This window comes from Methylophilus sp. UBA6697, assembly GCF_002454655.1.
Classification (GTDB): Bacteria; Pseudomonadota; Gammaproteobacteria; order Burkholderiales; family Methylophilaceae; genus Methylophilus.
On sequence record NZ_DKJH01000044.1, the window covers coordinates 19,266 to 43,169 of the forward strand.

At 50.5% G+C, this 23,904-nt stretch carries 23 protein-coding genes; 16 read left to right on the forward strand and 7 right to left on the reverse strand.

What is annotated here, in order from left to right; genetic code table 11:
• Positions 1 to 4: 4 nt before the first annotated feature.
• Complete coding sequence (locus B3355_RS12110) at positions 5 to 1,324, reverse strand: peptidylprolyl isomerase (protein ID WP_414683424.1); 1,320 nt, start codon at positions 1,322 to 1,324, stop codon at positions 5 to 7.
• A complete protein-coding gene (locus tag B3355_RS12115; RefSeq protein ID WP_292784284.1) occupies positions 1,321 to 3,705 on the reverse strand; it encodes an LPS-assembly protein LptD in 2,385 nt (794 codons plus the stop codon). The genes B3355_RS12110 and B3355_RS12115 overlap by 4 nt, the downstream gene beginning before the upstream one ends.
• A gap of 199 nt (positions 3,706 to 3,904) precedes the next feature.
• Between B3355_RS12115 and B3355_RS12120 the strand changes: the two genes are divergently transcribed.
• From B3355_RS12120 to B3355_RS12130, 3 genes are read left to right on the forward strand one after another with little or no spacing between them, the layout of a single operon-like run.
• Positions 3,905 to 4,876, forward strand: a complete 972-nt coding sequence (locus tag B3355_RS12120) for an aminoglycoside phosphotransferase family protein (RefSeq protein WP_292784287.1) — start codon at positions 3,905 to 3,907, stop codon at positions 4,874 to 4,876.
• A 3-nt stretch (positions 4,877 to 4,879) separates the two neighbouring features.
• A complete protein-coding gene (gene murU, locus B3355_RS12125; protein ID WP_292784290.1) occupies positions 4,880 to 5,566 on the forward strand; it encodes an N-acetylmuramate alpha-1-phosphate uridylyltransferase MurU in 687 nt (228 codons plus the stop codon).
• Complete coding sequence (locus B3355_RS12130; protein WP_019882820.1) at positions 5,550 to 5,978, forward strand: phosphate-starvation-inducible protein PsiE; 429 nt, start codon at positions 5,550 to 5,552, stop codon at positions 5,976 to 5,978. Before murU ends, B3355_RS12130 begins: the two co-directional genes overlap by 17 nt.
• 5 nt (positions 5,979 to 5,983) lie before the next feature.
• Here B3355_RS12130 and B3355_RS12135 read toward each other — a convergent pair whose 3' ends face one another.
• A complete protein-coding gene (locus B3355_RS12135) occupies positions 5,984 to 7,015 on the reverse strand; it encodes a GGDEF domain-containing protein (protein WP_019882819.1) in 1,032 nt (343 codons plus the stop codon).
• A 172-nt stretch (positions 7,016 to 7,187) separates the two neighbouring features.
• On the opposite strand from B3355_RS12135, the gene B3355_RS12140 reads away from it, so the two are divergent.
• The 6 genes from B3355_RS12140 (at position 7,188) to B3355_RS12165 (ending at position 12,790) form a co-directional block, all read left to right on the forward strand.
• Positions 7,188 to 7,418 carry a DUF3820 family protein gene (locus B3355_RS12140; RefSeq protein WP_047517250.1) on the forward strand — a complete coding sequence of 77 codons (231 nt, stop codon included), beginning with the start codon at positions 7,188 to 7,190 and terminating at the stop codon, positions 7,416 to 7,418.
• Positions 7,411 to 8,190: a DUF2927 domain-containing protein gene (locus B3355_RS12145; protein WP_292784299.1), complete on the forward strand. Its 780-nt coding sequence runs from the start codon at positions 7,411 to 7,413 to the stop codon at positions 8,188 to 8,190. The genes B3355_RS12140 and B3355_RS12145 overlap by 8 nt, the downstream gene beginning before the upstream one ends.
• Before the next feature lie 85 nt (positions 8,191 to 8,275).
• Positions 8,276 to 9,586 carry an aminopeptidase P N-terminal domain-containing protein gene (locus B3355_RS12150; RefSeq protein WP_292784302.1) on the forward strand — a complete coding sequence of 437 codons (1,311 nt, stop codon included), beginning with the start codon at positions 8,276 to 8,278 and terminating at the stop codon, positions 9,584 to 9,586.
• 59 nt (positions 9,587 to 9,645) lie between these two features.
• Complete coding sequence (locus tag B3355_RS12155; RefSeq protein ID WP_292784384.1) at positions 9,646 to 10,815, forward strand: FAD-dependent monooxygenase; 1,170 nt, start codon at positions 9,646 to 9,648, stop codon at positions 10,813 to 10,815.
• On the forward strand, positions 10,805 to 12,013 hold the full coding sequence (locus B3355_RS12160) for an FAD-dependent monooxygenase (RefSeq protein ID WP_292784305.1): 1,209 nt from the start codon (positions 10,805 to 10,807) through the stop codon (positions 12,011 to 12,013). The genes B3355_RS12155 and B3355_RS12160 overlap by 11 nt, the downstream gene beginning before the upstream one ends.
• Positions 12,014 to 12,082: 69 nt before the next feature.
• A complete protein-coding gene (locus B3355_RS12165; protein ID WP_369798341.1) occupies positions 12,083 to 12,790 on the forward strand; it encodes a DsbC family protein in 708 nt (235 codons plus the stop codon).
• Between the two features lie 58 nt (positions 12,791 to 12,848).
• Here B3355_RS12165 and B3355_RS12170 read toward each other — a convergent pair whose 3' ends face one another.
• Positions 12,849 to 14,072 (reverse strand): type II secretion system F family protein, encoded by a 1,224-nt coding sequence (locus B3355_RS12170; RefSeq protein ID WP_292784309.1) that lies wholly within the window; start codon positions 14,070 to 14,072, stop codon positions 12,849 to 12,851.
• 37 nt (positions 14,073 to 14,109) lie between these two features.
• Positions 14,110 to 15,831, reverse strand: a complete 1,722-nt coding sequence (gene pilB, locus B3355_RS12175) for a type IV-A pilus assembly ATPase PilB (protein WP_292784312.1) — start codon at positions 15,829 to 15,831, stop codon at positions 14,110 to 14,112.
• A gap of 321 nt (positions 15,832 to 16,152) precedes the next feature.
• Between pilB and B3355_RS12180 the strand changes: the two genes are divergently transcribed.
• Entirely contained in the window at positions 16,153 to 16,356 is a 204-nt protein-coding gene (locus B3355_RS12180) for a cold-shock protein (protein WP_013441419.1), read from the forward strand.
• An 84-nt stretch (positions 16,357 to 16,440) separates the two neighbouring features.
• Here B3355_RS12180 and icd read toward each other — a convergent pair whose 3' ends face one another.
• Positions 16,441 to 17,679 (reverse strand): NADP-dependent isocitrate dehydrogenase, encoded by a 1,239-nt coding sequence (gene icd / locus B3355_RS12185; RefSeq protein ID WP_414683425.1) that lies wholly within the window; start codon positions 17,677 to 17,679, stop codon positions 16,441 to 16,443.
• A 10-nt stretch (positions 17,680 to 17,689) separates the two neighbouring features.
• Between icd and B3355_RS12190 the strand changes: the two genes are divergently transcribed.
• Both B3355_RS12190 and B3355_RS12195 read left to right on the forward strand, forming a co-directional pair.
• Positions 17,690 to 18,232 carry an rRNA large subunit pseudouridine synthase E gene (locus B3355_RS12190; RefSeq protein ID WP_047517279.1) on the forward strand — a complete coding sequence of 181 codons (543 nt, stop codon included), beginning with the start codon at positions 17,690 to 17,692 and terminating at the stop codon, positions 18,230 to 18,232.
• Positions 18,233 to 18,235: 3 nt separating this feature from the next.
• Positions 18,236 to 18,943 carry a type 1 glutamine amidotransferase gene (locus B3355_RS12195; protein ID WP_292784339.1) on the forward strand — a complete coding sequence of 236 codons (708 nt, stop codon included), beginning with the start codon at positions 18,236 to 18,238 and terminating at the stop codon, positions 18,941 to 18,943.
• 26 nt (positions 18,944 to 18,969) lie between these two features.
• On the opposite strand, the gene B3355_RS12200 is transcribed toward B3355_RS12195, so the two are convergent.
• On the reverse strand, positions 18,970 to 19,842 hold the full coding sequence (locus tag B3355_RS12200) for a lysophospholipid acyltransferase family protein (RefSeq protein WP_292784342.1): 873 nt from the start codon (positions 19,840 to 19,842) through the stop codon (positions 18,970 to 18,972).
• Between the two features lie 108 nt (positions 19,843 to 19,950).
• Between B3355_RS12200 and B3355_RS12205 the strand changes: the two genes are divergently transcribed.
• From B3355_RS12205 to B3355_RS12220, 4 genes are read left to right on the forward strand one after another with little or no spacing between them, the layout of a single operon-like run.
• On the forward strand, positions 19,951 to 20,733 hold the full coding sequence (locus B3355_RS12205; protein WP_292784345.1) for a lipopolysaccharide kinase InaA family protein: 783 nt from the start codon (positions 19,951 to 19,953) through the stop codon (positions 20,731 to 20,733).
• A gap of 15 nt (positions 20,734 to 20,748) precedes the next feature.
• On the forward strand, positions 20,749 to 21,558 hold the full coding sequence (locus tag B3355_RS12210; RefSeq protein WP_292784348.1) for a glycosyltransferase: 810 nt from the start codon (positions 20,749 to 20,751) through the stop codon (positions 21,556 to 21,558).
• The gene (locus B3355_RS12215) at positions 21,555 to 22,430 is read left to right on the forward strand and encodes a 2OG-Fe(II) oxygenase (protein WP_292784351.1); all 876 of its coding nucleotides are present in this window, start codon (positions 21,555 to 21,557) and stop codon (positions 22,428 to 22,430) included. The genes B3355_RS12210 and B3355_RS12215 overlap by 4 nt, the downstream gene beginning before the upstream one ends.
• Positions 22,430 to 23,896 carry a lipopolysaccharide kinase InaA family protein gene (locus B3355_RS12220; protein WP_292784354.1) on the forward strand — a complete coding sequence of 489 codons (1,467 nt, stop codon included), beginning with the start codon at positions 22,430 to 22,432 and terminating at the stop codon, positions 23,894 to 23,896. Before B3355_RS12215 ends, B3355_RS12220 begins: the two co-directional genes overlap by 1 nt.
• Positions 23,897 to 23,904: the final 8 nt, after the last annotated feature.

A 23,904-nucleotide genomic window follows, 5' to 3' on the forward strand; every position in this document is an offset into this window, starting at 1 on the left:
GCGTTTAGAATTTGTCTTCTAAGCGCATTTCAACAAAGGCTTTGTCACGCAGTTCGTGGATCCAGTCGTTATAAGACTCTTCCGCTTTGCGCGCGCGGATTTCCTGGCGTGCTTTTAAACGTTTGGATTCTTTGGACATATCCTGTTTGCGGCGTTCCAGTACCTGAATGATGTGCCAGCCAAACTGGCTGCGGATAGGTGAGCTGACTTCGTTCACTGCCAGTTCGGCCATGGTTTTTTCAAACACAGGCACGGTGTCACCCGGACTGATCCAGCCCAGGTCGCCGCCACTGGAAGCACTGCCATCGTCTGAGTATTGGCGTGCCATGTCCTGGAACGGTGTACCATGGTCTATGCGCTCCTTGATGCCGTCAATTTTTTGCTTGGCTTCTTTGTCAGACAAAACTTCATTGGGCTTTAGCAGAATGTGGCGCACATGGGTTTGCTCAACAATCAGGGTGCTGGCACCTGCGCGTCTGTCATTCAGTTTAAGGATATGTACGCCGGTACCGCTGCGGATTGGACGTGAGACGCCACCCGCTTGCAATGTTTTAACCAGTTCCAGAAACTGGGCTGGCATTTGCTGACCGCTGCGCCAGCCTAAACTACCGCCATCCAGCGCGTTAGGCGCATCTGAAAAATTGGCAGAGGCTTTTTCAAAACTCATGCCTTCAGCCAGCGCTTTGGTAATTTGTTCCGTGCGTGCTCTGGCTTTTTGAATGTCTTCTGGCGAACTGTCTTCCGGCAGGCGAACCAGGATTTGCGAGATGTTGAACTCATCCAGATCGCCTTCTTTCTCTTGTGTCGTTAAATAGTTGTCAATTTCGGCTTCGGAAATATTCACCTTGTTGTCTACATCGCGCTCGCGCAGGCGGGCAAGAATAATGTCATTGCGGATGTCTTCACGAAATTTGTAGAACTGGGTACCGTCTTCCTCCAGTGCTTTTTTAAAGGCAGGCAAGGTCAGGTTGTTTTGTTCGGCAATCCGCTCAATTGTTTTGTCCAGTTGTGCATCTTCAACTTTAATGCCGGTTTGGGCGGCCAGTTGCAGTTGCAGGCTATCGACGATCAGGCGTTCCAGAATCTGCTTTTGCAGTACCTCATCAGGCGGTACTTCAACGCCTTTTTTAATCATTTGTGTCTTGACTGACTCCATACGGTTCAGCATTTCCCGTTCCGTAATGACGGATTGGTCGACTACCGCAATGATGCGATCCATTTTTTCAATCGGACGTTTTTCTGCGGCAAATAGTGTTGTTGATTGCGATGCGTACAGCGCAAACACCATCGTGGAGATAAGGAAATTAGATAAACGTTTCATCATTGCGCGTTCTGGTCTCTGTAAATTGCCGGGATATCATAGGTGCGCATATAGCTTGGAATATTGCGCTTGATCACATTTAACGGGTTGGCACCAATCGAGGTCAACCCACCGAGTTCGAGTTGGAAAAACATGGCATAGTTCGCGTTGGCAGTCGCTGTTTGTACACGTTGCATGACTGCGCGGGCCTGCCAGCAACCAGCATCATATTCTAATCCACCCAGGAATTGCACCGCGTTGCCATCGCGGATCGAGTAGTTAAGGCGGCTGATACCGTACCAACCAGCGCCTAATGGCCATTGGGCTGAAGTGTCGAATTGTTCGAGTGTATTGGCGGTGTATCGATAACCAAAGCTGAATGACTTACCTGGCTCTGGATTGTAGCGTAGCAAGTAGTTATTACGCTCCATGTTGCCGCGGTCCGGGTCATACTGCCAGAACGTGTCCAGGTTTAAGCGGCTCGAAAGACGCGCTGTAAATCCGGCGAGAATGTCTGATGATTTGCGGGAACTTGGGGTCGTGCTTGGCAGCGAGACTTGCAGATCATCAAAATAAAAACGCTGCCCCAACGTGGCGCTTAAACGTTCAATCCCGGTTTCGCTATCAATCAGGCGACTGGTCAGGGCCACTGTCATTTGATTGGCATTATTGATGCGGTCATCACCACTAAACTGGTTTTCATAGAAAATCGAGTTCTGGTTGAGGGTGTTGAGTGAAGTATCAAAAATCGGGATTTTGCTCTGGTCGCGATATGGAATGTACACATAGTAAGCGCGTGGCTCGAGGGTATGCGTATAGTTCGTGTCAAATAAACTGGTTTCACGGTCAAAATACAAACCTGAGTCCAGGCTGACGATAGGCAATGTGCGGTTCAACTGGTTGTATTCTTGCGAATATCCCAAGGGCACATTGTTACTCAGGCTGTATTGCGTTGTTTGAATCCCGACTTTAGGCGTGATGAAGCCATAAGCATTTTTCATCGGGTAAGAAATGGATGGGTAGAGGCTCAAACGACTACCTGAAGGCTTGTCAATCATGCCATCCATGGTCTGGAAATTGACGTATTGTGCGCCAGTTTGGGTTTTGAAACCTTTCCATTCATCGTTGTATGAAAATGTCAGCTGCGGCAACCGTTGGTAAACATAGGAGACGTCATCCAGGTTTTGATAACGCTGCACCGTGCCATTAAACGTCACATGCTCACTGTTATAGTTAACAAATGCACTTTGTTGCAAATTCACGCGTGAAGTGACCTGAATTCTGGTTGCCATCTCGGAGAAATAGGTGTTGTCTGAGACCTTTTCCAGGTTATAACCACCTGACCAATGGTCGCTGAAGCGTTGCAAGTGCGATAGCCTGGCGTAAAAACGCGTTTGATCCGTCAGGCTGTCTTTATCCAGGTACTCAAGGTTGTTGATGCCTGAGTAATCTTCATCCAGATAGCGAAATTCGCCCTGTAGTTGCACACCACGTTTACTGAGGAAGCGGGTGGCGATCGTCGCATCCATATCTGGCCGGATATTAATATAGTAGGGGGTGAGCAACTCGAAGCCGCTTCTGGAAGTGGTTCCCCACAGTGGTGCCAGTAAGCCACTTTTACGCTGGTTGTTATACGAGAAGCTCATCCACGGTGTATAAAGAATAGGCACGCCTTTGAACTCAACATATGCATTGGTGGCTTCGCCAGTCCGTGTGTAGTCATTGAGTTCAAGATTGTTGGTTTTGATATACCAGTCATCTACGTCAGCGGCACACGAGGTGTAGCTGGCTTTTTTCAGGCGTTTGATATTCTGGCCTTCAAACAATACTTGTTTTGCGGTGGCGCGAATATTATCAAAAGAGCTGGTTGTTTTTTGGGTGCTGTAAGACTGATTGTCTTCCAGGTATCTTTTAGGGTCACTGAGCAAAATCGCCTGGTCGCTCAATAGTGGACTGCTATCCTGGTTGCTAGGTGGCGGTTGGCTGCTTTTAAACTCAATAGTGACATCTCGCATTTCACCAATATTTTCGCTCATGCGCATACGCAACATCGGGCCCGTAATTTTGGTTTGCCCGGCTGTAATCACCGCGTTACCGTCCACTTGCAGTTCGTCATTCTGGATGTCGTAGCGGATATCATCCCCGGTGACTTGCTGGCCTTCTTTGCGGATCACCGCGTTGCCTATGGCGCGCATTTGGCGGTCCATGCGCAGTTGCAAGGTGTCGCCTTCAATTTCAATCGCACCGGGCAAGGTGGTGTTTTCCGCCACTACTATAAGTGGTGCTTCAGCCTGATCATCCGCGCGCGCATGCACAGGCGCCAGCGTGCCGATGGCGGTGAGCGCCAAAATCAGACGGATGCCGCGTTCCTGAAAAGTGGATGAGTGAGCTTGCAAATTATTCAAAGAGTGATCGTTTCGGTAAGGCCTGCTAATGGCCGACGTTTGTATGCACGCATCCCGGACCATACGGCCAGATGTCCCGTTTCAATTGGGCTATATTATTCATGAAAATGCTTAAAAAGTCATTTTTCACTTAAAATGACAGCCGCATTTTAACAGTAATGCCCGGTAGTATGGGCCGATTCATTATTTGGGAACATTTGTGGATAGAACACAGCAACTACAACAATGGCTACAGCAGGTGCTCGATCAGCCTTTTACACTCACTACGGCTTCGGCAGACGCCAGTTTCAGGCGTTATTTCCGCGTGCATTTGCCGACGCAAACCCTGATTGCCATGGATGCGCCACCGCCGCAGGAAGACTGTCGCCCGTTTGTGCGCGTGGCTGAGCAACTGTTGGCCGCCGGGCTCAATGTGCCCAAGATCGTGGCGCAAGACGTTACGCAAGGCTTTTTGTTGCTAAGCGATCTCGGTAACGACACCTATCTGTCGCAACTGAATCGTGACAACGCCAAGGCTTTATATGGCGATGCTTGCCAGGCCCTGATCAAGATGCAACTGGCAACACAGCCAGACGCGTTGCCAGCATATGATGCAGCCTTGCTGATGCGCGAATTGCAATTGTTCCCGGAGTGGTATGTGAGCAAGCATTTAGGTAAAACGCTGACGGCAGAGCAGCAGGCCGTGATGGATAAGACGTTTGGCTTGCTGATCGACAATATTTTGCAGCAACCGCAAGTGACGGTGCACAGGGATTATCACTCGCGCAACCTAATGGTGACCACGGATAATAACCCGGGAGTGCTGGACTTTCAGGATGCCGTCATCGGGGCCATTACCTACGACCTGGCGTCTTTGTTCAAAGATGCCTATATCCGCTGGGACGAAGAAGACCTGATGGACTGGGTAGTACGTTACTGGCAGTCTGCTAAAAAAGCTGGCTTACCAGTCATTGCCGATTTTGGCGAGTTTTATAAAGATTTTGAGTGGATGGGCGTGCAGCGCCATATCAAGGTGCTGGGTATTTTTGCCCGTTTGTATCATCGTGATGGTAAAGATGGCTATCTTAAGGATATGCCGCTAGTGATGCAGTATTTGCAGGCAGCGTGCGAACGCTATGTCGAACTGCGGCCATTTTTAAGGTTACTGTTGGCCCTGGAAAAGGCAGCGTAAATCATGCGGGCAATGATCCTGGCGGCAGGGCGTGGCGAACGGATGCGGCCACTGACCGACCATACGCCCAAACCGTTGCTGCTGGTCGGTGGCAAACCACTGATTGTGTGGCATATCGAGCGATTGGCGCGGGCCGGTTTTACCGAGTTAGTGATTAATCATGCACATTTGGGGCAGCAGATTGAAGCCGCATTGCGCGATGGTGCGCAATGGCAGGTGCATATCCGTTATAGCGCCGAGCCGCAGGCTCTGGAGACGGCAGGCGGCATTGCGAATGCCTTGCCTTTGTTGGGTGACGAGCCGTTCCTGGTGGTGAATGGAGACGTGTTTACCGATATTGATTATGCCAGCCTGCATTTGCCAGCTGGTAAATTGGCGCACCTGGTTATGGTGGATAATCCACCGCAGCATGCGAGTGGTGACTTTGGCCTGGAAAACGGACTGGTGATTGAGTCCGCCGGGCATCGTCTCACTTTTTCGGGCGTAGGTGTCTATCATCCTGAGCTATTCGATAGTGTGCCCCCTGGGCAGGCAGCCAAATTGGCGCCGTTGTTAAAAGCTGCGATGCAACAGCAACGCGTGACTGGACAACATCACCTGGGTTTGTGGCATGATATCGGCACAGCGGAGCGTTTAGAGCAGCTCGATCATTGGCTACAAATCAGGGGGAATAATGAAGCCACCTTATGAACATCGTACCGATAAAATTGCCCATCAGGCATTAATGTGGATAGAGCGATTGGGGCTAGGATTAGTGACCATCGCTACTTTTTTCTCGCTGGCGCACGAATTGGCGCGCATGTGGGACGCAGGTATGGTCGGTCTCGGTGATTTGCTGCAGCTGTTTTTATATCTGGAAGTGTTCTCCATGATTAACAGCTATTTTGGCACCGGTAAATTGCCCATGCGTTATCCGATTTATATCGCCATGGTGGCTTTGGCTCGCTATTTATTGCTGGATATGAAGGAAATGACAGAGACACATATGTTAGCGGTGTCTGCTGCCATTCTGATATTGGCGATTTCCGTATTGGTGATGCGCTTTGGGCATTCGCGTTATCCCTATGAGGATATTCCTGAGCAGAAACGCGACTTGCTTTAAAGCCATCAGGCGGCTGCAAGTTCCCCGTTTAACAGGGTGACCTGATTACGGCCTTGTGCTTTTGAGGTATATAAAGCCTGGTCAGCCCGTGTAATAAAGCTGTCAGCAGATTCCCCCGGATGGTAAGCGGTGACACCCATGGAAATGGTAATGTTGGAAATCAGCCGCTGGGTGACATTGTTTTTAATGGTGATGGCGGCGACCTGGCGACGAATATTCTCTGCAATTTCGTGTGCAATATCCATACTGGTGTGCGGCAGCAACAGCACAAATTCTTCACCACCGTAGCGGGCAGCGGTATATAAATTGCCAGACACGGTTTTTAATATCCTGGCCACGGCCTGAATGACTTTGTCGCCGAATAAATGTCCGTAGCTGTCATTTACTTTTTTAAAGAAATCAATATCGGCAATCATCAGGCATGTTTCTTCAGCGGGCCCGGTGTCCAGGCATTGATGCAATGCGCTATCAAATCCTTTACGGTTCATCAGTCCGGTCAGACCATCCGAGATCGCCTCTTGCTTGGCTTTCATAATCTCGTTTTTCAGGTCAGCGATTTCCTCCAGACTAGAGGTTAGTTGATGCTGTAAACCATGCATGGAGGTTTGCATTTGTTGGGTGTCAGACAGCAAAGAGCCTAATTGCGCCCCTAGCTGTGGATCCAGTTGTTGAATCTCATCAGACCAGGCGTCGAGTGATTTTCTAAACTGTGAGGTCTCTTGCCCGGCTTTTTCTGTGGAAGAGGTGATACTGGTCACCACCTGGTTGAAGCGCTCCACCAGCACCTTGGCACTATCGGCATCGGCACCGGCAATATGTTTGTTAAACAGGTGGGTAGTGCTCTTTTCGTTAAGTCTTTTCTCTTTCTCAATCAAGTCATTCACTTCTTCAATCAGGCGCACATGTTCGCCCGAGGAATATTCATACCAGACCGCGTAGCTGACCGGATGAAAAGCCGCATCCTGCATCGACATATGATGGATGGCTTGTCGCAGATATTCTGCACTTTTTTCTTTAGTAATTTCGTATTGCATCATGGCCTCTCGCGATGTTAAATTCAACGCAAAGAATCTTCTTATTGTTAAGTATTCAAACGTACTCAAGGGGAATAACGGCTGGCGGCGGGATTTTTTTAGGGCCGTTGTGAAATAAAGCTTAAAAATAGTGGATTGTGCTTAAAATAATGTATTGCTCATCCCTATTGTTCCCATGAAAAAAGAAGATCTGATGCAGTTGGTTACCCTCAAAATGCCTTATGGCAAATATCAGGGCAGGCTGATCGCCGACTTGCCTGGCCATTATCTGCACTGGTTTGCACGTGAGGGTTTTCCGCCAGGCGAACTAGGTCGCTTGTTGCACCTCATGCGTGAAATTGACCACAATGGCTTGTCATCGCTATTAACGCCGCTACGTGCCGAGGTGGCGAAACCTCATGATTAAGCATTGGCTGATGGTTTTTCTGTTGCCGTGCCTCATGCTGGCAGCATCGGCATTCGCGGAAGAATCCTGGCAATCCCCAGAGTATTTGCAGCAGGCATTCAATGAGGTGGCGCTGCATAGTGAATATGTTGCGGGCGAGCAAGTCGTGCGCAAATGGCAGCAGCCGGTCAAGGTATGGTTGGTGCATCATGCAGACCAGGCTGACAAACATACGAAACTTACGCGCTATCATTTACGCCATTTATCGCAAATTACCGGTCACCCGATCAGTTTTGCAGCTAGCGCAGCAGAAGCTAATATGACAGTGGTGTTTAGCCAGTCTGCCCTGTGGCATCAAGAAGTTGCACAAGTAAGTGGCAATAAAAGCAGGCCACCACCCGCCGATGCCATATGTATGTTCGGCCTCACCCTCGATGCACAAAATGCCATCAAGCGCGCCTGGGTGGTGATTCCTGTCGACCATGCGAATGAGCGTGGTTCGCTGGTATCTTGTATTGTGGAAGAGATCACGCAGGCCATGGGCTTGCCGAATGATTCCGACAAAGTGTATCCCTCGGTATTTAACGATAAAACGCCTGAGTCATTGCTCACTGGCCTCGATGCTTTATTGCTGAAGATGCTGTATTTGCCTGCGATCAAACCCGGCATGCGTGCCGGGCAGGTGCAGCCTATCCTTGCGCGGCAACTGCAGCAATGGCAGGATGATGGCACGCTGCAAAATGCCGAAAAAAATGTCAGGCAATCTGAGTTATATGAAATGATGGGCTTCTGACCGTATTTGGCCGGAACCATTCCAGCAATTGCCACCCAAATACGCTACAATTCCTCACTATTCAGAATGTGCCTTGAGTGTTCCCATGCAAGAATTTTCCCGTCGTCGCCAGCAACTGATCACCAGCATGCAAGCGGGTATCGCAGTAATTCCAACCGCACCCGAAGTGACGCGCAATCGCGACAGTCACTACCCTTACCGTTTTGACAGTTATTTTTATTACCTGACTGGTTTTAAAGAACCTGAAGCCGTGTTGGTGCTGATTGCCGGGCCATCGCCAAAAACGATTCTGTTTTGCCGTGATAAAGACATTGATCGCGAAATTTGGGACGGTTTTCGCTATGGCCCAGACGCGGCTAAAACCGAGTTTGGTTTTGATGAGGCGTATTCCATCACGCAATTAGATGAGCAGTTGCCTAAATTGATGGCAAATCAGCCAGAGTTGTTTTTCAGCCTGGGCAGTGATGCGGGCTGGGATGCGAAAGTCAGCGCTTGGCTGAATGCCGTCAAGGCGCAAGCCCGCACGGGCGTACAAGCGCCATCCAAGCTGGTTGACGTACGTCAAACGCTGGATGCCATGCGTCTGCTTAAATCGCCTTACGAAATTAATCTCATGCGTCGCTCTGCCAGTATTGCCGCCAGCGCACACAATCGCGCCATGCGGGCAGTGATCCCTGGCAAGTGGGAATATGAAATTGAAGCGGAATTTTTACATGCGTTTTATAGCCAGGGTGCACAGGCGCCAGCCTATACCAGCATTGTGGCAGGCGGGGCCAATGCCTGTACCTTGCATTACAACGCTAATAATGCCCAGCTAAACGTGGGCGATTTGCTGCTGATCGATGCCGGTTGCGAGCTGGATGGTTATGCCTCTGATATTACGCGTACTTTTCCGGTGAGCGGCCGTTTCAGTGGCCCACAAAAAGATTTGTATGAACTGGTACTGGCGTCACAAGCGGCGGCTATTGCCAGCGTGAGTCCGCAGCATCACTGGAATGCGCCGCATGAGGCGGCGCTGGATGTGCTGGTGGATGGCTTTATCCATTATGGTTTGTGCCAGGGCAGCCGTGATGCCGTGCTGGAAACTGGCAGTTACCGCCAGTTCTACATGCATCGTACCGGCCACTGGTTGGGGCTGGATGTACATGATGCCGGTGAATATAAAACAGCCAATGGTGACTGGGTCATGCTACAGCCCGGCAATATGCTGACGGTAGAGCCAGGCTGTTATGTGCGGCCGGCAGACAATGTACCTGAACATTTCTGGAATATCGGTATCCGCATTGAAGATGATGTGCTGGTGACCGACAAGGGGCATGACGTGATTACCTCAGCGGCAGTAAAGACGGTTGCCGACATTGAGGTGCTGATGCGTCAGCGCGCTGCAGCTGTTTAAAAAGTCATTGTTTAAGCTATTGAGTATATATTGAGATTGAGTCAAAGGCAGTCAGTGTGATGCAAACCATAGACCATCCGGTAGTGATAGGCGGCGGCCCGGTCGGGCTGGTGCTGGCGCTATCGTTGCAACAATCTGGTGTGCCGGTGACGGTGCTGGAGGCGCAGTCGCCAGGTGCCATGTATGGCGATGGCCGCGCGTTGGCATTGTCTTACGGCACGCGCCAGGTATTGGCGCAACTAGGCGTGTGGCCTTTACTGGAAACTGCTGTTACCGCGATTGAAACCATCCATGTTTCGCAACAGAAGGGTTTTGGCCGCACCGTGCTTAAGGCGCAAGAGCATGATTTGCCTGCCTTGGGGTATGTGGTTTCTTATGGCGCCTTGATGCAGGCGCTGGATGCGCGACTTGAGCAATCACCTGCCGGCATCACCATGCAATACCAGGTGCCGGTAACCGGCCTGAATGTTCATGCCAGCGCGACGGAAATTGAGTATCAGCCTGTTGATGGTGGCATACAGGTATTAGCGACGCCCTTGGCAGTGATTGCCGATGGTGGCCGCAGCCTGGAGGCCATTCCTGGCCTGGTGCGCGAAACCAAGCATTATGGACACGATGCGCTGGTTGGTCTGGTGCAAACCGAGCAGCCGCACCACAATATTGCCTACGAGCGGTTTACGCCACGCGGGCCAATGGCATTATTACCGAACGGGCAACAATTTTCGCTGGTGTGGACGGGCGAGCAGGCCTATCTGGATGAGATCGCCGCGCTGGATGACGCTGCTTTTCTACAAGCTCTGCATGAGGCATTTGGTGACCGCGTTGGAAGATTTTTGCATGCGGGTAAACGATTCAGGTTCCCACTCAAATTGAGTAAACTGGGTCAGACGTTCGCCGCGCATTGCGTGGTCATCGGTAACGCGGCACAAACCATGCACCCGGTGGCGGGGCAGGGGTTTAATGTCGGCATCCGCGATGCCGTGGCACTGGCTAAGAATGTGGCAGCGACGCAAGCCAATGAATGGGGCGCCGCACACCGCCTAGCGGAGTATCACCAGTCTCGCCAGCGCGATACTGGTCGTGGCTTGCAGTTCACCGATTTTCTGGTCAATGTATTTTCCAATGACCTGGTCGGGGTCGGTCTGTTAAGGGGGGCTGGACTTGGCGCACTCAGCTTGTTGCCGATGGCGCGGCGTTTCCTGGTCAACAAGATGAGTTATGGCAGCTGAACATCCTTTGATTAAAACCGATGTTGTGATTGTGGGTGCAGGCCTGGTTGGCCTGACCGCCGCGATTGCTCTGTCGCGTCTGGGTAAACAGGTGGTGTTGACCGATGCCAAACCGGCACAATCACTGCCTGAGGACTGGATTGCAGATATGGCGCATTGGGATGCCCGTATCTATGCACTCACCAATCAAACCGTAGACTGGTTGCGCGAGCTTGGCGTGTGGTCACGTCTGCCAGGCAGTCGTATTAATCCGATTGCAGCCATGCATTTATGGTCACCCACCCATAGTCATGCCACGCCTAGCTTGTGCCTGAATGCTGACGAAGCGCACTTGTCTGAGATGGGGTACATCGTTGAAAGCCAGGCCTTGATGCATGCTTGCTGGCAGGCATTAGCTGAGTCTGAGGTGACTGTGATCACCGACGCCCCGGCGCAGTCATTGCAACATTGCGGTCATATCGTGCGCTTATCCTTACCGCAGCATGAGATTGAGGCGTCATTGTTATTAGGCGCTGATGGTGCACGTTCATGGGTGCGGTCGCAATGTGACGTGGGTGTGCAGCAAGTGGATTTTGCACAAACGGCGTTGGTGACCAACTTTAAAGCCGAGCGGCCACATGGCAATATTGCCAGGCAGTGGTTCGGCGAACACGAGACCTTGGCTTTGTTGCCCATGCCGCAACAACAGGTATCACTGGTGTGGGCTTTGCCTCATGCGCTTGCCACGCAAAAACAGGTGTTGTCCGCAGAAGCATTAGCCGTGGAAGTGGCAGAGCGCAGTGGCAAAGTGCTTGGGCAGTTAACGCCTAGTGGCCCTGTGCTCGCTTTCCCGCTGATGCAGAACACCGCTGATACCATGGCGTTGCCGCAAGTCATGCTGTTAGGTGATGCCGCGCATCAGGTGCATCCGATGGCTGGGCAAGGCGTCAACCTGGGTTTTCAGGATGTACAAGCACTTTGTGCGCAGGTTGCCCAATTGCCAGCGATCCGGCCATTAGGCGACGCACGTTTTTTACGGCATGTCATGCGTACACGGCAGCCGGATATTTTGAAGATGCATGCACTGACACGCGGCCTGGATGGCTTGTTTGCACGTCCGCAAGCCGTGTGGACACACGCCGCCCTGCTAGGCTTACGTGGGGTGGAAAACAGTGCTATGCTTAAACGTTTTTTAATTCGCGCAGCGACTCAGGGCTGATATGGCAGTGAGCCATTGCGCATGTTTGAGAAAGAGTATGTCATGAAAAAATCTATCGGCCAGTGTGTGATGGGTGGCTTGATTGCCTTGGCCACACTATGGTCTTTTAACGGCGTTGCAGACGAAGCCAGCCTGAAGAAACTGGTAGAGGGTGCTTATCCAAAATTCAAGGTCGACAGTGTAACCAAAACGCCATACCCAGGTCTGTATGAAGTATTTATGGGGGGGCAAATTATTTATACCGATGACAAATTCAGTTTCCTGATTGCCGAAGGTCGCCTGGTTGATCCAAAAACCAAAAAAGACATTACCGGTGAGCGCATGGATGAATTGACTAAAATTGACTTCAACAGCTTGCCGCTGGATCAGGCGATTAAAGTGGTTAAAGGCAATGGTAGCCGCAAACTGGTGGTGTTTTCAGATGTGGACTGCCCATTCTGTAAACGTCTGGAGCAGAAAGAGCTCAGCAATATTAACGACGTGACCATTTACACTTTCTTGTATCCGATTGAGCAATTGCACCCGGATGCGGCTAATAAATCACGCAGTATCTGGTGTGCCAGCAATCGGGTGAAAGCCTGGCAGGACTGGATTTTCAATAACAAATTGCCAACTTCTACAGCTAAATGTGACGTGCCGCTGGAAAAAGTCGGCGAATTGGCGCATAAAGTGGGGGTTAACAGCACGCCGACCCTGTTCTTTGAAAATGGCAAGCGCATGTTAGGTGCGCAGCCTGCTGATGAAATTGAGAAGTCGTTACAGGCAGCAAAAAAGTAGTGTGGATGCGTGAATAAAAAAGGGGCTATTGAATAGCCCCTTTTTTTGAGCGCTGGATTTATCCAGCGCCGCTGACCACCTTGCCCATTTTGAAAATAGGCATATACATGGCGACGACCAGGCCACCGATCAATACACCAAGCACTACCATAATCACGGGTTCCATCAGGCTGGAAATGGCTGCCACGGCGTCATCCACTTCACCTTCGTAAAAGTCAGCGACTTTGGTCAGCATGCCATCTAAAGAGCCGGATTCCTCACCAATGGCGGTCATCTGAATGACCATATTAGGGAATACATTGGCATTCTGCATCGATACAGTGAGGCTGGTGCCGGTACTGACTTCGCTTTGGATCTTCTTGGTGGCATCAAAATACACTTTGTTGCCAGAAGCCCCAGCAACGGAGTCCAGCGCCTCTACCAATGGCACACCCGCCGCAAACATGGTCGATAGTGTACGGGCAAAGCGCGCAATAGTGGCTTTACGGATCAACTCACCGAAAATGGGCAACCGCAGCATGAGACGGTCCATGGTCGCTTGCAGTTTCTCGGAGCGCTTCCATGTGTAGAAGAAGAACCATAAGCCGCCGCCAATCGAGCCAAAGACTGCCCACCACCATTTAACAAAGAAGTCGGATAAGTTGATCACTACGACCGTTGGGCCCGGTAAATCTGCCCCAAAACTGCTGAACAGGTCTTTAAATGCAGGCACTACGAAAATCATAATCACGGCGGTGATCACAAACGCGACGACGATAATCGACGCTGGATACACCAATGCGGATTTGATTTTGCTTTTAATGGCGAGAATTTTTTCTTTATAGGTCGCCAATCGCTCAAGTAAAGAGTCCAGAATACCTGCCTGCTCACCGGCGCCTACCAGGTTACAGAACAGTTGATCAAAATGCAGCGGGTATTTGCGGAAAGCCGCGCTCAAACTGCTGCCGGTTTCAACATCGGACTTAATATCGCCTAGCAATTTTGACACAGCCGGATTATGGTGCCCCTTGCCGACAATATCAAAAGCTTGCAGCAAAGGCACACCGGCTTTCATCATGGTGGCGAGCTGGCGGGTAAACAAGGTGACATCTTTGTCTGTGACCTTGCCTTTGGTGGCCAGGGCGCTTTGCTTTTTGACCTTGATGATCGTAATGCCCTGGCGACGCAACGTGGCATTGACCACGGCTTCACCATTGGCGCGCATCTCGCCTTTAACCAGCTTGCCTTTGCGGTCTTTGCCTTCCCATTGATATACGGATTGTTTGATATTGCCAGTCGCCATAGTGTTTTCTTAAAATTGGTTGATTGACTCACCGGAGTTATTCATTGGTGACCGCTTCCACTTCTTCAATCGAGGTTAGGCCCTGTTTTACTTTAAGTAAGCCTGATTCGCGTAAATCTTTCACACCGTCCTTTTTCGCTTGCGCGGCAATATCCAGCGCATTGCCGTTGGACATAATGATCTGCGCCATGGCTTCAGTGATAGGCATTACCTGGTAAATGCCGACACGGCCTTTGTAGCCATTATTGCAGTGTTCACAGCCGCCTTCTTTCGCGCCATATAATTGCCAGTCACCTTCCAGCATGGCTTCGGTAAAGCCCACTTTGAGCAGTGCCTCTTGTGGCACGCTTAAGGGTACTTTGCAGTGCTTGCATAAACGCCTGGCCAGGCGCTGTGCTGTAATTAACGTCACGGCAGAAGCAATATTGAAGGGGGCGACGCCCATATTCAATAATCGAGATAAAGTGGTTGGCGCATCATTGGTATGCAGGGTAGACAATACCATATGGCCGGTAGACGCTGCCTTGATTGCCATGTCTGCAGTTTCCAGGTCACGAATTTCACCAATCATGATGATGTCCGGGTCCTGACGTAAAAAGGATTTTAGTGCCGCAGCAAAGGTCAGGCCTTGTTTATCATTCACGTTGACTTGGTTAATGCCCGCTAAAGGAATTTCTGCCGGGTCTTCAGCGGTAGAAATATTGACGCCAGGGTCATTCAGTAGGTTTAAACACGTATACAGTGAGACGGTTTTACCCGAGCCGGTCGGCCCGGTGACCAATACCAGGCCATAGGGGCGGTGAATAGCCTTGAGTAGCGAGGCTTGCTGTTCTGCTTCATAGCCCAGGGCTTCAATGCCTAGTGTCGCGCTGGTTGGGTCCAGGATCCGCATCACAATCTTTTCACCGTGAATCAATGGCAAGGTGCTGACGCGGAAATCAATGGCACGGGTTTTGGTGATAATTAACTTCATGCGCCCATCTTGCGGGACTCTCTTTTCGGAAATATCCAGATTGGAGATGACCTTGATGCGCGAGGCCAGTTTTTCCTTGATTGCCAATGGCGGCTGCGACATATCCCTTAACACACCGTCCACCCTGAAGCGGATACGGTAAAACTTTTCATAAGGCTCAAAGTGCAAGTCGGATGCCCCCATGTTAATGGCATCCAGCAATATTTTTTGCAAGAACTTGACCACAGGCGCATCGTCGACTTCTTGTATGACTTCTGCTTCCTGTTCTTCGCCAGCTTCCTCCATCCCCAGGTCAAAATCGTCACTGCCGGCATTGAGGTTAGACATGCTGGTGTCTTTGGATTCGACAATTTTATCGATCCATTTGCCCAGCTTGTCATCTTCCACCACGATAGGGAACAGCGTAGCGCCCATCTGAAACTGGATAGTATCCAGCGAGTGCAGATTGGTCGGGTCGGAGATCGCAATATAGGCAACATTGCTTTTTTGTTGCAGCAGCAATACCCGATGCGACTGCATGAGTTTGATGTCTATGGTTTTGTCTGGCAGTGAATCCTGGTCCAGTGCATCCAGGTCTAGAAAGGGAAAGCCAAAAGCATTCGAGGCTGTTTGCGCAATATCTTTAGCCGAAATCTTTTTTTGCGCCAAGGTTGCCGCCAGAAAACTGACTTTTTGTGCAGAGGACTTTTCTTGCAATGCGGCGGCATCATCTTCGTTCATCAGCGAAGATTGCACCAGCATGCGCGCCATGCCTCCCAGTTTTCTTGAACTTTCCAGTGTTGCCATAGATGTCTTTAAACGTGTCTTCTAAACAGTGAAATAGGGCTGTTAATGTACTGATACCACTATACTTTTTACTTTAGTATACGTGGAGGATCACAGATTCAAATCGTAGAAAAGACGGGCTCTCATGCAGCATTTATACAAATTTTAATTGTATTTTTTAGCTTTCGTTAAAAGATACNNAACTTATAAATCCTTAAGGCGTTTGGGTTCAGGTTTTTTGTAGCCGTCTTTAAGTAAAGCAAAGCTTGTTAATTGCGACTGGAGTACTTGAGACAAACTTTTGGGGCGCCTCCCTGTTAAGTAAAAAAGTAAGGAAGTAAAATGGCAACAGGTACCGTAAAGTGGTTTAACGACTCTAAGGGCTTTGGATTCATTACTCCCGATGACGGCGGTGACGATTTGTTCGCGCACTTCTCCGCAATCGTTGAATCTGGTTATAAAAGCTTGAAAGAAGGTCAACGTGTATCCTTTGATGTGACTGAAGGTCCCAAAGGGAAACAGGCCTCAAACATACAAAAAGCATAATTTTGTTTTAGGGGTAAAAAATACAAAACGGCTCGCAATTGCGAGCCGTTTTTTTATATTCAAATCGAGGCCAGTGGCCAGGACTTATGCCATCTGTTTGATGATTTCGTCACCAAATTCAGCGCTACCGACCTGGGTTGCACCTTCCATCTGGCTACTGAAGTCGCCAGTCACGCGTTTGCTGGCAATCGCTTTGGCCACGCCATTCAATACCAGGTCTGCAGCTTCTACCCAGCCCATATGGCGTAACATCATTTCGGCTGACAAAATCAGTGAGCTTGGATTGGCCAGGTTTTTACCGGCGATTTTAGGCGCCGTACCATGCGTAGCTTCAAACATGGCAATAGTGTCGCTCAGGTTGGCGCCAGGCGCGATGCCGATGCCGCCGACTTGTGCTGCCAGCGCATCACTCATATAGTCGCCATTGAGGTTCAAGGCTGCCACGACATCGTAATCTTCAGGATGCAACAGGATTTCCTGCAGGAATGCATCGGCGATACAGTCTTTAATGATGATGCCGTTTGGCAGTTTGCACCATGGACCACCGTCAATCAGTTCTGCACCAAACTCTTCTTTGGCCAATTGATAACCCCAGTCACGGAAGCCACCTTCGGTGAACTTCATGATGTTGCCTTTGTGGGTAATCGTGACTGATTTACGGTTGTTATCAATCGCGTATTGAATCGCCTTGCGGATTAGGCGTTTGCTGCCGTCGATGGATACTGGTTTGATGCCGATGGAAGAGGCTTCAGGGAAGCGGATTTTCTTGCGCACACCCATATCACTCAAGAAGTTGATGACTTTTTTCACTTCTTCGGTGCCTGCTGCCCACTCGATGCCAGCGTAAATGTCTTCAGTGTTTTCGCGGAAAATCACCATGTCGGTTTTTTCCGGGTGTTTGACCGGGCTAGGAACGCCTGTGAAGTATTGAATCGGGCGCAGGCAGACGTATAAGTCCAGTTCCTGACGCAAAGTCACGTTCAATGAGCGAATGCCGCCGCCAACTGGTGTAGTCAATGGGCCCTTAATTGAGATGACGTACTCTTTTAATGCTGCCATGGTTTCGTCAGATAACCAGGTGTCTTTGTCGTATATGGTCGTGGATTTTTCACCGGCATAGACTTCCATCCAGGAGATCTTGCGCTTACCGCCGTAGGCTTTTTCAACCGCGCTATCTACCACTTTGATCATGGGTGGTGTGATGTCGATACCAATGCCATCGCCTTCGATAAACGGGATAATAGGTTGGTCGGGAACATTTAGGGTATTATCGGCATTGACAATGATTTTGCTGCCAGTGGCTGGCACCTTGAATTTAGACATAGCGCTTTCCATGTTATTACTGTTTAACAAACCTTTTAACGTCGTGTGTCAGTTCACTGCGCATGAAAAACACGCGACGCTCAAAGACTATATTCCGATTCCCAACGTATATGCAGCCGGGCGGTTAGATACTGACTCCGAAGGATTGCTTATTTTAACCGATGATGGTGGATTGCAACATCGTTTAAGTCATCCAAAACACAAACAGATCAAAACCTATTGGGCACAAGTAGAAGGTGCTCCTACACAAGCAGATTTGATGCCATTGCAACAGGGTGTTGATCTTGGTGATTTTGTCACGCAGCCTGCGCAGGTGAAAATCATCGCTGAACCTGACCATTTATGGCAGCGCGAGCCGCCGATTCGCGAGCGGAAAAACATTCCCACCACCTGGCTGGAGCTTAAAATCAGTGAAGGCAAGAACCGCCAGGTGCGACGAATGACCGCGCACGTAGGGTTTCCGACCTTGCGCTTGATTCGTTATGCGATTGGACCGTACACCTTGGACGGAATCTTGCTTGGGCAATATCAGGAAGTTAGTTTAGTAAGGTAAATCATGAAACCGGTGGTGATATTCAGGCACGCTTGCTGCGAGGGTGCTGGTTATTTGGGCACTTTTTTGGCGCAACATGCTATTCCGTGGTGCGAAGTACGGATTGATAAAGGCGAGGCCGTGCCTGCCTCTGTCGATGATTACAGTGGCATTGTACTCATGGGTGGCCCCATGAGCGTGAACGATGATTTGCCGTGGATTCCGCCATTGTTGCAACTCATTCAACAGGCCGTGCAGGCCGATGTGCCCTTACTCGGCCATTGCCTGGGCGGCCAGCTTATCAGCAAGGCACTGGGTGGTGTGGTCAGCAAAAATCCGGTCAAGGAGATTGGCTGGGGAGATGTGCAAGTGGCAGATCATACCGTGGCGCGCGATTGGTTTGGTGACTTGCAAGGCTTTAACAGTTTTCACTGGCATGGTGAAACCTTCACAGTGCCTGAGGGGGCTACGCATGTATTGTCCAGTGCTTATTGCGCTAACCAGGCTTACGTGATGGGTAAGCATATCGGTTTGCAATGTCATATCGAAATGACACCGAGCATGGTTAAGATATGGACCGAGCAATGGAAAAGCGATATTGCCAGCGCGGCAAGCAGCCCCGCTGTGCAGTCTGCCGATACCATGCTGGCCGGGGTGGAAGCTGATTGCGAAGTATTGCATCGCGTGGCGGATAAGGTGTACAGCCGCTGGATCCAGGGTCTAGCAGCCTAATAAGCTAGTTGTTTGACGGGATTCGATTAAGGCTCAGCCTGTCCTGGCTGGGCCTTTTCTAATTTGTGCATGGCGTAACGCCGCTGTTTAAAGCGGTTGTACTGCCATAAGTACTGTTCGGGGCATTGTGCCACCTGGCGCTCAATTGCCTGGTTGAGCAGGGCAGGCGTGCTGATATCCTCTACCTGTGTCAGGTGAATATTAAATCCTTTTCCGTCGGGCAGTCGCTCACCAAACGCCATGATAATGACAGCGTCTGCCTTGCTGGCCAGTTTGCTGGCTAGCCCCATGGTGTAGGCTGGTTTACCAAAAAAATCTGCCCATTCGCCTTCGCCCTGCCTGGGGATCTGATCCGGCAAAATGCCGATGGCCTGGCCAGATTTCAATGCCTGTAGCAGCTTTTTCACGCCGCTGGCATTGGCCGGGGCCATCTCCACTTTGCCTTTTTGCCTGCCTTTTACAACCAACTCACTCAACCATTGCAATTTTGGAGGCCGGTAAAGCACGGTGATGGGCGCACGCTCGCCATAATAAATGGACGTGATTTCAAAACAGCCCAGGTGCGGTGTGAGGAAAATCAGGCCTTTGCCTTGTGCTTGCGCCTCAGTGATATGTTGCCAGCCATGCACTTGCTGTATCAGTGGCAACAGCTTTGCCGTGGGGTTGCCCCAGATAAAGAATGTTTCCAGAATCGCCTTGCCTGCTTCGATGCGACTGGTTTTGACTAATTGTTTTGCATGCGCTTCGCTAGCAGCCAAACCGCTTTGCTTAATATTTTCCAGCGCAATACGATTGCTTTTGTGGTCAGAAAGATAAGATACCCAGCCGAAGAATGCCCCCAGTCTATGTACCCAGGACAGTGGCAGGCGGGCGATGGTTTTGCAGAAAAACAGCAACATGAGGCTAATTTATAAACGCATTCTGTTAAAATTTGAGATTAGCTCTTATGTTAACAAAATGTGGTTTAAAAACCCGCATTGGCGTCAATTATTTCAGCACAATTAATTTTGGAACATTCCCTGAATCATTATCAAGATCCTGTCTACGAAGCGGCCCTGCAGCGTCATGGGCTGGATACGTTTGAAGCCTGGTGGACACGTGATATCGCCTGGTTTGAGGCGCCTAATCAGCGGCGTGGTGGCTGGAGTGGTGTCGGCAAGCTGGTATTGCCGCAGGAAAATCTGCCTGCACTGACCTTGTTTGTGAAAAAGCAGCAGAATCATGGTCGCCGCACCTTATGCCATCCGTTTGCTGGTGAGCCGACTTTCCGCCGTGAATACCATCGCTTGCAGTCGCTGGCAAAGGCGGGCATTCCTGCGCCCAAAGTGCTGATGTATGCCGAATCGCCGCAGGCTGGCAATCAGCGCGCCATTCTGGTCACAGAGAACCTGCATGGTTTTGTCGATCTGGAGCAATTGTTACCAAGCATGCTGAATCAACCCCAGCATGCGCGTAGGCAGCTGTTACGCGCAGTTGCCAGGCAGATTCGCCGCTTTCACGACCTGGGCTGGGTGCATCGCGCTTTGTATCCCAAGCATATTTTTGTACGGCCAGATGACGTCGCGCCTGATGTGGCACTGATTGACCTGGAAAAAGCCAGGCAAAGCCTAGGCGCCTGGCGTCGTGCGCGTTTCGACCTGGCGGCATTACACCGGCATACCGCAGAGCTGAGTGATCGCGATCGCCTCTATTTTTTAAAGCATTATTTGTATGGCGAGACATATACGCGGCCGTTAGGCTGGTGTGATCGCCAGTTACTCAAATGGATAACCAAGCGTAGCAAGCGTTAACGGATAAGCATGTCTATGGCACACACATTACCAAGATTCAGCATCGGGCTGGTGAATTACAAAACGCTGGATTTGACCCGTACCTGTTTGAATTTTATCAAAAGCCATTTCGATAGCGGGGCGCTGGATGCCAATGCCGTCGACGTCTGGGTGGTGGATAATGATTCTGCGGATGAAAGTACAGCATACTTGCGCAGCCTGGACTGGATCCATTTAATTGAGCGCCCATCACCAGGCAAAGAGCAAGGGTTTGCTGCGCACGGTGAAGGCCTGGATTTGATTCTGGCTGCGATCAATACGGATTACCTGTTTTTGATGCATACCGATACCTTTATTTACGAGCCGAAAATTTTTCTTGACTGTTTGCAGCGCATGCAGCGACAGCCTAATATTGCCGCGATTGGCTGTTTGCATCAGTTAAACCGCGGCCATGTACGTTTGTTCTGGCGTGCATTCACTGGCTTTTTCAAGTACCACAGCCGTCGTATCAAGCAGCAGCTAGGCCTGCCTGCACGCCAGGCCCGGCCTTACATTGAGCCGTATATCAAGAGCTTTTTTGCCTTGTGGAATGTGGGTTTGATGAAAAAGCTAGGATACCGTTTTTATATGGAGCAACAGATTCCTGGCTATGTATTGCAGGATAAGCTGGTTGCGCAAGGCTATGTCATTGAGCGCATGTCAGCGGCACGTTTGTTTCGTTACCTTGACCATGTCGAGGCAGGAACGGTTGGGCTTGTGAGCGGGTATACTGCGCAAAACCGCCGTTTGCAGCGCAAACAAGCCATGCTTAAACAATTACAGTCACAGCAGGAAACAACAAAATGACCATGACTGATGGGCTATTACCAATTGAAATGGGAAATGGATTTTCCCTGGATATGCAGCAAGCCAAAGATATTGGCAGTTTGCTGGCTGAGGAGTATGCGCAAGCGCAGCCGTTTCCGCATGCGGTAATCGACAATATTTTTCCTGCCGCATTTACACAGTTATTGCTGGATCACTTTCCGCAAGACCCCAAGGCGCATGACAAGGTGTATGAAAAAGGCTATGGCGGTACACATAAACGTCAAATTTCACCCTATGACTGCGATGAAACCTTGCGCGCGGCGTTTGCCTTATTTAACTCTGCCGCCATGTTGCAGTTTATTGAAACCCTGACCGGTTTTAAAGGTCTGTTGCCAGACCCCTATTTCGCGGGCGGTGGCTTGCACGAAACGTCTGCTGGCGGCTTGCTCGGCATCCATGCTGACTTTCAGGTCAATGAAGGCCTGCAACTGTATCGTCGCGTCAATATGCTGGTGTATTTAAACCAGGACTGGAAGCCGGAGTATGGTGGCAACCTGGAACTGTGGGACCGGCAAATGCAGGCCAGGCAGCAAACGGTGGCACCTTTATTTAACCGTTGCGTGATTTTTAATACCGATGCTGACAGTTTTCATGGGCATCCTGATCCATTGACGACGCCGGAAGGTATTACGCGTCGGTCGATCGCACTGTATTACTACCAGGCTTTGCCTATCCCGAATGAACAGGGAGATTCTCGCCATACCTTGTATGTGGCCAGGCCGCATGATGATGCAGAGACAAAATCGCAAGTGAAAAAAATGATGAAAAAACGCGATAAACGGGCGAAAAAGTTATTCGCCGGGCAAGCTAGCTGGCTGCAGCAAATTGCGCAATGGTGGAAATCCCGCTAATGGTGGCAATGCATGACGCGATCATCGCGCCTGCCATGTGTGATGTTGTTGATAGCGCCACGGGCGCTATCCTGCTGTCTGACCAGTCTGCATTGACCGGGCTGGTCGCTGTGCGTGTTTTGCCGCAGCGGCGCTGGGTATTTCGCGCGCAATGGTCTGGCAAGGCGGTGTTCGCCAAAGTATTCCTCGGTGCGCAGGCAGAAAAATATGCCTCACGCGATGCGCAAGGCGTGCGTTGGCTCACGCAAGCAGGGTTGGCAACGCCTGCCTTGTTGTGGCAAGGACATTCCGCAGACCAGCGTGCCAGTATCTTGATCTACGCCGCTATCGCGCCCGCAGATAATGCCGATGTGTTATACCAGACGTTGCCCCCTGAACAAGGCTTGCTGTTACTCAACAAATTGGTACAAACCCTGGCCGCACAGCATGCGGCTGGTTTGGTGCAAACGGATTTGCATCTTAAAAATTTTCTACTGTCGGATAATAAAGTATGGTCGCTGGACGGTGATGGCATTCAGAAACATACCTTGAATCAGCGCCAGGCTTATCGGCAACTGGCTGAGTTGATCTCAAAGGTGCAGGTGCTGGATCAGCATGCCTGGGTGGCGCCCTTGCTGGCAGCGTATGATCAGGCGCGCGGGTGGCAAGCTACTTTGTTGTCTTCCACATTACTGACCTTGGCCAAGCAAATGAAGGCGCAAGAGGTTGAGCGCTATGTCACGCGTAAAATTTTCCGTACTTGCAGCGATGTCGCCTGGCAGCAAACCAGCCAGAGTGCGCAGGCGGTGAGTACGGCAGGCGGCTTGCATGCAACAGATTTGCCTGCACTTGAGGTGGCCATGCATGTTGGAAAAGTGCTGAAGCCAGGCAATACCTGTACGGTGGTGCATACGCATTTGCAAGACCAGGCGGTGGTGATCAAACGGTATAACATCAAGGACTGGCTACATGGCCTGAGCCGCGCCTGGCGACCCAGTCGTGCGGCAGCATCGTGGCGTAACGCGCATCGTCTGCAATATTATGGCATGCTGACGCCACAGCCATTGTTGATGTATGAGCAGCGCTACTGCGGCATGCGTGGCCGCGCTTATTTTGTGTCTGCTTACAGCCCGTGGCCGGATGCACTTACCTTTTTCCAGCGGTCTACCGATTGCGATATGCGTGAGCGGGTTATTCGCCAGCTAGTGACGCTGTGTTATCAATGGTATTTGCTCAAGGTTTCTCATGGCGATCTGAAAGCCAGTAACCTGAAAGTCACCGATCAAGGCGAGATTGTGGTCATCGACCTCGATAGCATGCAGCAACATCGCCGTACGCAGATGGCTTTACGTGCACATGTCAAAGATATCCGCCGTCTGCTGCAAAATTGGAAACAGGATACTTCCCTGTATAATGCACTGCTTAAGTCGTTTAGCCTGATTTATCAGGACCATACGCCACTCAGGCTGGCGGGCATTTCCCTTTAGTTATTTCC

Excerpts from the sequence above, each read along its gene's own strand:
- B3355_RS12110 (WP_414683424.1), bottom strand. The coding sequence starts at position 1,324 with ATGATGAAACGTTTATCTAATTTCCTTATCTCCACGATGGTGTTTGCG.
- murU (WP_292784290.1), top strand. The coding sequence starts at position 4,880 with ATGCGGGCAATGATCCTGGCGGCAGGGCGTGGCGAACGGATGCGGCCA.
- B3355_RS12130 (WP_019882820.1), top strand. The coding sequence starts at position 5,550 with ATGAAGCCACCTTATGAACATCGTACCGATAAAATTGCCCATCAGGCA.
- B3355_RS12135 (WP_019882819.1), bottom strand. The coding sequence starts at position 7,015 with ATGATGCAATACGAAATTACTAAAGAAAAAAGTGCAGAATATCTGCGA.
- B3355_RS12140 (WP_047517250.1), top strand. The coding sequence starts at position 7,188 with ATGAAAAAAGAAGATCTGATGCAGTTGGTTACCCTCAAAATGCCTTAT.
- B3355_RS12145 (WP_292784299.1), top strand. The coding sequence starts at position 7,411 with ATGATTAAGCATTGGCTGATGGTTTTTCTGTTGCCGTGCCTCATGCTG.
- B3355_RS12150 (WP_292784302.1), top strand. The coding sequence starts at position 8,276 with ATGCAAGAATTTTCCCGTCGTCGCCAGCAACTGATCACCAGCATGCAA.
- B3355_RS12155 (WP_292784384.1), top strand. The coding sequence starts at position 9,646 with ATGCAAACCATAGACCATCCGGTAGTGATAGGCGGCGGCCCGGTCGGG.
- B3355_RS12160 (WP_292784305.1), top strand. The coding sequence starts at position 10,805 with ATGGCAGCTGAACATCCTTTGATTAAAACCGATGTTGTGATTGTGGGT.
- B3355_RS12165 (WP_369798341.1), top strand. The coding sequence starts at position 12,083 with ATGGGTGGCTTGATTGCCTTGGCCACACTATGGTCTTTTAACGGCGTT.
- B3355_RS12170 (WP_292784309.1), bottom strand. The coding sequence starts at position 14,072 with ATGGCGACTGGCAATATCAAACAATCCGTATATCAATGGGAAGGCAAA.
- pilB (WP_292784312.1), bottom strand. The coding sequence starts at position 15,831 with ATGGCAACACTGGAAAGTTCAAGAAAACTGGGAGGCATGGCGCGCATG.
- B3355_RS12180 (WP_013441419.1), top strand. The coding sequence starts at position 16,153 with ATGGCAACAGGTACCGTAAAGTGGTTTAACGACTCTAAGGGCTTTGGA.
- icd (WP_414683425.1), bottom strand. The coding sequence starts at position 17,679 with ATGTCTAAATTCAAGGTGCCAGCCACTGGCAGCAAAATCATTGTCAAT.
- B3355_RS12190 (WP_047517279.1), top strand. The coding sequence starts at position 17,690 with ATGTTATTACTGTTTAACAAACCTTTTAACGTCGTGTGTCAGTTCACT.
- B3355_RS12195 (WP_292784339.1), top strand. The coding sequence starts at position 18,236 with ATGAAACCGGTGGTGATATTCAGGCACGCTTGCTGCGAGGGTGCTGGT.
- B3355_RS12200 (WP_292784342.1), bottom strand. The coding sequence starts at position 19,842 with ATGTTGCTGTTTTTCTGCAAAACCATCGCCCGCCTGCCACTGTCCTGG.
- B3355_RS12210 (WP_292784348.1), top strand. The coding sequence starts at position 20,749 with ATGGCACACACATTACCAAGATTCAGCATCGGGCTGGTGAATTACAAA.
- B3355_RS12215 (WP_292784351.1), top strand. The coding sequence starts at position 21,555 with ATGACCATGACTGATGGGCTATTACCAATTGAAATGGGAAATGGATTT.
- B3355_RS12220 (WP_292784354.1), top strand. The coding sequence starts at position 22,430 with ATGGTGGCAATGCATGACGCGATCATCGCGCCTGCCATGTGTGATGTT.